This is a genomic window from Rhodococcus sp. CX, from assembly GCF_015865005.1.
In the GTDB taxonomy this organism is placed as follows: Bacteria; Actinomycetota; Actinomycetes; order Mycobacteriales; family Mycobacteriaceae; genus Rhodococcus.
This window is the reverse complement of the sequence record NZ_JADZGH010000182.1, coordinates 48,641-54,079: the sequence shown is the minus strand read 5'-3', so window position 1 is coordinate 54,079 and position 5,439 is coordinate 48,641. Positions and strand designations below refer to the sequence as shown.

The following is a 5,439-nucleotide window of genomic DNA, read 5'->3' as shown; positions in this document are numbered from 1 at the left end:
TGTGACCAAACGCGTCCACGACATCGACGCATACGCCACCATCACGATCGCCGCCCTGGCGTTCGGACTGTCCTACACCAAACTCGCCGACCTCGCCCTACGCGCCGGCTACGACCCGTACGCCGCACACGCATGGCCACTCATCGTCGACGGCCTGACCATCGTCGCCACCCGCGGCGTCCTCCGCCTCACAGCAAACCGGTCCTACGCGTGGGCACTCCTCGCCGCCGGCACCACCGTCTCCGTCATTGCCGCCGTCGCCAACCACCTCATCCCGCCAGGCCCGCTACCTCCGGTATTCGCGGCTGCAGTGTCGGTGGTGCCACCACTGTGCCTTCTGGTGGCACCCCACCTCGCGGTGCTGCTCGCGCGAGATGCCCGGGAGCAGCTCGAGGACTCCCCCACCATCGACATCGAACCCGAAACGGCCACGGCACATGCCACCCCCAAGGACCGTCGGGCCCATGCGCTCGAGCTCCTCGCCACCGGCATGTCGCTACGTGCAGTCGCCCGCGAGATTGGGGTGAGCGACACCTCGGTGAGGAAGTGGCGCGACGCCGAAGCGGCCGCCGCATGAGAGCCGGCGTGTTCACGGTGTTTGCTGATCTACACCCTTACCCTTGAGCGGGTCGGAACATCGGATTGCATCGATTGCGAGGAACGAGAGTTGAGCATTGCACCCCTCTATCAGCTGTTCCACATTCAGGATGCCAACTGCCCGAAGTGCGGAAAGCATTCCGAGCTGTGCAGGATGGAACCAGACGACGGGTCCGGTCACCTCTTTCGTGTCTGCCATGGATGCGCTGACGGTCTGGTGACGGTTACGCGCGTAACACCAGCAACAGATGACGAGATGATCCGGGCATGATTCGTCTTCGCCCGCTGGTGATCGCGCCCGCCCTACTCCTACTGTCCGCGTGCGGCGGCGAATCCGAAACGGCAGACAACAGCACCCAAGTCTGTACCGACTTCTCCACCGCTCAGTCCGAAATCTCCGATGGCATTCGCGCCGGGTGGGGAGGAGCGAAGGCCGACTGGTACGCGCAGATGGACAACCTTGTCGAGCAGATCGACGCTGCCGGACTGACCTCGACGAACCCTGACATCAAGGATCGGATAGGCCAGGTCGTTCAATCCTTTCCGGACGATCCGCTGGATCTGGGGTTGAGCAAATCAGCTGCGAGTGACTTCAACTCCACATCGGAGGCTGTCGCCCGGGCATGCTCTGTCGCCGGCACGGAAATCGAGATCGACGAACTTCCGGTCCTTCCTGTAATGCGCCCGTAGTCATCCCCTAAACGCCAGAATGCCCTGCTCCTCCGAAGAGGAGCAGGGCATTCTGCTGCACGGTAGGGTTCGGCGTGCCGGTCGACGGGGCATGAGTCTGGGAAGCACCAGCCCTTGCCCGCCCTCACGTGGATATGCAGAACCAATCCGGCTTGGGATAACGAGGACGGCGCAAGTCCACCCGGCAGAAGTTCACTGGCCTTCACCGGATGTACGCAGCAAGGCCACTTCTTCGCGGGCAGATTTGGGCCTTCTATCCGCTGACGCGACCGGCGTACTCGACGATCGTCCCTTCGAACCGGTAGACAAGGCGGCCGACGATGTCGGTGTCCGGCTGGCGGTCGACAAGTTCGAGGCCGGCATCACTCCACTGTCCACCCCGTTCGGCGAGCACGTCTGCCCACTGCCGTCTCGCACACTGTTCGACCTTCCGGTACGAGTCGTCGCGATGTGCCGAAACCATGACAGTGACGGTCTCGATCTTGTTGAGCACGCGCATAAAGTAACCGCCCCGCTCCTTCCCCTTTCCTGCCGGGGTTGCCGAGGTCCACACCACCGGAACGATCATGCTCACCGACGGCGAGGGCAGACAACCGGGACCCCCAGATCGAGCGCAGGCCACATCTCTTCCGGTAACAGGTTTCCTGCCGGAACGGTTCTCTTGTGATTGAATCCACCGGTCGCCCCCATCCCCTGTGAGGCGATACGGACCCCGTCGGCACCCCTCGCTTCAGCCGACGGGGTCCCTTCAACTCGATAGATCTACCAGTGATCGAGCCGAGTGGGCCGAGTAACACATTGCAGCCAAACCAGACATTCGGGTTTCTGGCGGGATGAGCCGAAAGACTCCGAAGCAGCGGCGCCCCGACGAACCCCTGTTCGGTGACACGAACTCACGGCGCGGCGACCTGGCGATCGCCACCCTACTCGGGACCACGATCATCCCGGTTGCCCTGTTCCTCCTGGCCGAATAACGCCTCCAACCCCTTCGGGGGCGTTCGCCTTCGGCGCACCAGCCAACTGCGGAATTCTGTCGCATCGACACCGCACCAACACTCACAAGGTAGCCGTGACCTGGGGTAACACTGTAATAAACTTACCGTCACGAACGAAATGCGACTTGGTCAAACCTCGCAGAATGGAAGTCGCATGAACCCACCCGCCGGCTGGCATCCCGATCCGCACGACACGAACATCGTCCGCTGGTGGGACGGTCAACAGTGGACCCAGCACACCCAGCCTAAGGCCGGCGCGCTGGCCCCTCAGCCCGCGCCTTCGGCTGCGACAACTCCCCCGACGCCGCCCAAGAAAAAGTGGCCTGCGGTCGTCGGCGTTTGCGCCGCGGCCGTGGTCGGCCTGACGATTCTCGGATCGATCGGCGGCACGGAGGACGAGACAGAGACACAGGCCTCCGCGACATCATCGACAACGGCCAAGCCCACCACGACAGCTCCGGCGCCGGTTACAACGGCGAGATCGCCGAAACCGGTCACCACTCCACGCACCACAACCGTGTCGGCGGGAGCCAGCTCGCTGGCACCCGGCAGCGGGTTCTCGAACGAAGACCTGTTTCTCGCCACCCTCAGAAGCAATGACATCCTCATCCCAGACGACCAGCTGATGATCAACCTGGGCAACGCCGTGTGCAGCGACCTCGACAAAGGCACATCATTCAATGCCATCGGGCTCTCCCTGGCGTCAGCAAGCGACGGGATGTACTCGCTGGACGAGATCGGGTACATCATGGGGGCCAGCGTTCCCGCCTTCTGCCCAGAACACCGCGACGCGATCCCCGGGTAACTGACGGATCTCCTATGCCGACAGGCAGTTGCGTCGACCGCGCCCTGCCTCGGTCAAGTGGCGGGGCGCAGTCGCGTAGTGCAGGACGGTTCGGTGCGCCGGTCGACGAGGCGTGAGCATGGCAAGCACCGGCCGATGAACGTGACGCACTGCGTCATCGCGCGCGCCAGCTCCACGAGGCGGGGTTGAGCAACTATGCGATCGCCGACGAGATCGGGCGCTCGGAGGCGACAGTGCGTCGCTGGCTCGCGATGAGTGTCGCGTAAGGTCGCGAGCGAACGCCCCCGGCTCCTACGGGGGCGTTCGTCACATCGCGCCGACGCGAAACAATAACCAAGCTCGGCCAGAATCGCGGGCATGAGCGACTTGCCGCGCGCCATACGGCGTCACGGCCACGTCTTGCGAATGCCGTTCGCACCAATCGCGTACAGAGCCGGGCCACCACGATCGATCGCACGGTGAATGTGCCGTTGGGCCTGGTGGATGCGTGTGACCATATCCTTGATCAGAAGCTGCTGATTGTCGAGGTAAAACAGGACCGCCTCATAGCGCTCAACGGGCTCGCGTTCGACATCACGACCACGGATCCGACTGTCCTTGCAAAGCGGAACCCAACCTCGGGCGAGGCCGTATTCAGTCCACTCCTCGTCAGGCACGTCCTGCGCGTCGCGCGGGAAGTGATCGGTGATCTGATGGATCACCCAGTCGAGGTCGCGCAACTCGCGGGCGACCGACTTGCCTAGGCCGCGATCGAAGAAGAACTCAGGCAGCACGCAGTGCCACCTGGCAGATCGCCTCCACCTCGTCGCGAGTGAGACCATACTCGTCAGCGACAGTGTCCATCGACTCTCCCGCGGAGAACAGATCGATTACCGCGCGGACCGGTACCTTGGTGCGTTCGACGATCGGCGCGCCCCATCCAAACCGGGGGTCAATGATCACGGTGGCAATATCGGGGAACTGCCGTAGCCGCAGCTGAGTGGCGAATCCGTCATCGCTACCGTCCCAGCTGATGTAACGCAGGTGCTCGTTGATGATCTCGCGCATCGGACGCTGATGATCGCCAGCGCGCACAAGGTCATCATCGGCATGATGGATGAAGATGTCGATACCGTCGGTTGCGATACGTTTGCTGGCGAGCGCGAACGGAGTATCGAACTCACGGCGTACGTCCTCGGCTGCAGCCCGGATCTGACTCTTCTTCAAGTGAAGCTCACGCAGCGACCGGAGTACGTAGGCCTCGACGAGCGCGATGAATGGCACGGAGGCGTGCCCGCGTGGCTGGCCGGAGATCTTGTGAACCAGCGCATGGTCGGTGTCGCCCTCACCGAGCCAGTTGTAGACAGTGGGCTTCGGGATTCGCAGGTACTGCGCTACCTCGGTCGGGGTGAAGAGTGGATCTGAAAAACGATCGACCATCGATGCCCCCTCTCCCTAGGCTGCCACCCTGTCGGGCCCGTACCTCAGTATGGGTCGGGCTTTGTCCGCGCGGGGAGGGTACCGCGCGATTGCGCCGTAACGAAAGTCGGCCACGTCACAGGGTATAGGAACGCAGAAGGCGCCCGCCTTCCTTGTCGGAAAACGGGGCGCATTCGTTTCACCGCAGGCACGTATCCAACGGAAGCGACAACGGCGGCGTAAGCGTAACCCGAAGCTTAACTATTGCTTAATGAAATGATCTGTGCTGCAAGAAACTTGACGGATCCCGCTCACACCGACCCATCTGGCACTGTGATCTAATACGTCCGTCGTCACGACCCCCTGTGTGGCGACACAAGACCCCGCCGGCGACCCCCATTTCCGCCGACGGGGTCATTCTCTTCCGAACCTGCCGAAGGGACGGTTCGCCGCGATACTCTCGGACGCGACGAATGGCCCCCGCATCGCGATGGATGCGGGGGCCTTGTCGTTCGGCAGAGTTGTCGCCGTGGGCCGGTGTATGTGACATCTGCTTGAAACTGTTTCACTCGTATGTCACACCCACGCTCATCCATACCCGATTGGACGAGATCGCGGGGCCAGGCGGTTCCATCCGAAACGGCCGGGATGCCCTGTAGAGCCCTCACAGCATGTGGCGGCATGGGGTGAAAACGGACGCTTCGTTAGGCAAAAGCAATTTCCCGACCCCTCCGCGCTGTGATTGAATCCACACTATCGCCGCCCATCCCCTGCGCGGCGATCCAGGCCCCGTCGGCGCCCCCCCCAATCCGCCGACGGGGCCTGCTTCTATCTCGAGGGTCTACCGCGATCGCGGAGAATCCTGTAATCATTGGACGCGGGTCCAGCACGTTCGAGCACGCAGGGGATGCTCGGAGGTTCTGGACCCTGCCACTGCTTCACCTCATCGGCAGT

The 5,439-nt window shown here is 62.9% G+C and carries 8 protein-coding genes; 5 read left to right on the top strand and 3 right to left on the bottom strand.

From position 1 onward, the window contains the following. Together I0Q12_RS19545 and I0Q12_RS19540 are read left to right on the top strand one after the other, a co-directional pair. Nucleotides 1-577, top strand: a 577-nt coding sequence (locus tag I0Q12_RS19545) for a DUF2637 domain-containing protein (protein ID WP_231611034.1), incomplete at its 5' end; no start/stop codon positions are given. A 287-nt stretch (nucleotides 578-864) separates the two neighbouring features. Beyond that, nucleotides 865-1,287 (top strand): hypothetical protein, encoded by a 423-nt coding sequence (locus tag I0Q12_RS19540; RefSeq protein ID WP_197253713.1) that lies wholly within the window; start codon nucleotides 865-867, stop codon nucleotides 1,285-1,287. A gap of 253 nt (nucleotides 1,288-1,540) precedes the next feature. Here the strand turns inward: I0Q12_RS19540 and I0Q12_RS19535 are convergent, their stop codons facing one another. Further along, nucleotides 1,541-1,780 carry a hypothetical protein gene (locus I0Q12_RS19535; RefSeq protein WP_231611032.1) on the bottom strand — a complete coding sequence of 80 codons (240 nt, stop codon included), beginning with the start codon at nucleotides 1,778-1,780 and terminating at the stop codon, nucleotides 1,541-1,543. Nucleotides 1,781-2,120: 340 nt separating this feature from the next. On the opposite strand from I0Q12_RS19535, the gene I0Q12_RS19530 reads away from it, so the two are divergent. The 3 genes from I0Q12_RS19530 to I0Q12_RS35145 all read left to right on the top strand — a co-directional run bounded on the left by I0Q12_RS19530 (nucleotide 2,121) and on the right by I0Q12_RS35145 (nucleotide 3,353). Further along, a complete protein-coding gene (locus I0Q12_RS19530) occupies nucleotides 2,121-2,261 on the top strand; it encodes a hypothetical protein (protein WP_197253709.1) in 141 nt (46 codons plus the stop codon). Between the two features lie 175 nt (nucleotides 2,262-2,436). Further along, the gene (locus I0Q12_RS19525; protein WP_197253741.1) at nucleotides 2,437-3,087 is read left to right on the top strand and encodes a DUF732 domain-containing protein; all 651 of its coding nucleotides are present in this window, start codon (nucleotides 2,437-2,439) and stop codon (nucleotides 3,085-3,087) included. A 149-nt stretch (nucleotides 3,088-3,236) separates the two neighbouring features. Further along, on the top strand, nucleotides 3,237-3,353 hold the full coding sequence (locus I0Q12_RS35145; protein WP_197253740.1) for a helix-turn-helix domain-containing protein: 117 nt from the start codon (nucleotides 3,237-3,239) through the stop codon (nucleotides 3,351-3,353). Between the two features lie 120 nt (nucleotides 3,354-3,473). Here the strand turns inward: I0Q12_RS35145 and I0Q12_RS19515 are convergent, their stop codons facing one another. Beyond that, nucleotides 3,474-3,860 (bottom strand): hypothetical protein, encoded by a 387-nt coding sequence (locus I0Q12_RS19515; protein WP_307846356.1) that lies wholly within the window; start codon nucleotides 3,858-3,860, stop codon nucleotides 3,474-3,476. Then, a complete protein-coding gene (locus I0Q12_RS19510) occupies nucleotides 3,850-4,506 on the bottom strand; it encodes a DUF433 domain-containing protein (RefSeq protein WP_197253705.1) in 657 nt (218 codons plus the stop codon). The genes I0Q12_RS19515 and I0Q12_RS19510 overlap by 11 nt, the downstream gene beginning before the upstream one ends. Between the last annotated feature and the right edge of the window lie 933 nt (nucleotides 4,507-5,439).

Bases quoted from the DNA above. Each gene is read 5' to 3' on its own strand.
- I0Q12_RS19540 (WP_197253713.1), top strand. From the start codon at position 865: ATGATTCGTCTTCGCCCGCTGGTGATCGCGCCCGCCCTACTCCTACTG.
- I0Q12_RS19525 (WP_197253741.1), top strand. From the start codon at position 2,437: ATGAACCCACCCGCCGGCTGGCATCCCGATCCGCACGACACGAACATC.
- I0Q12_RS19530 (WP_197253709.1), top strand. From the start codon at position 2,121: ATGAGCCGAAAGACTCCGAAGCAGCGGCGCCCCGACGAACCCCTGTTC.
- I0Q12_RS19510 (WP_197253705.1), bottom strand. From the start codon at position 4,506: ATGGTCGATCGTTTTTCAGATCCACTCTTCACCCCGACCGAGGTAGCG.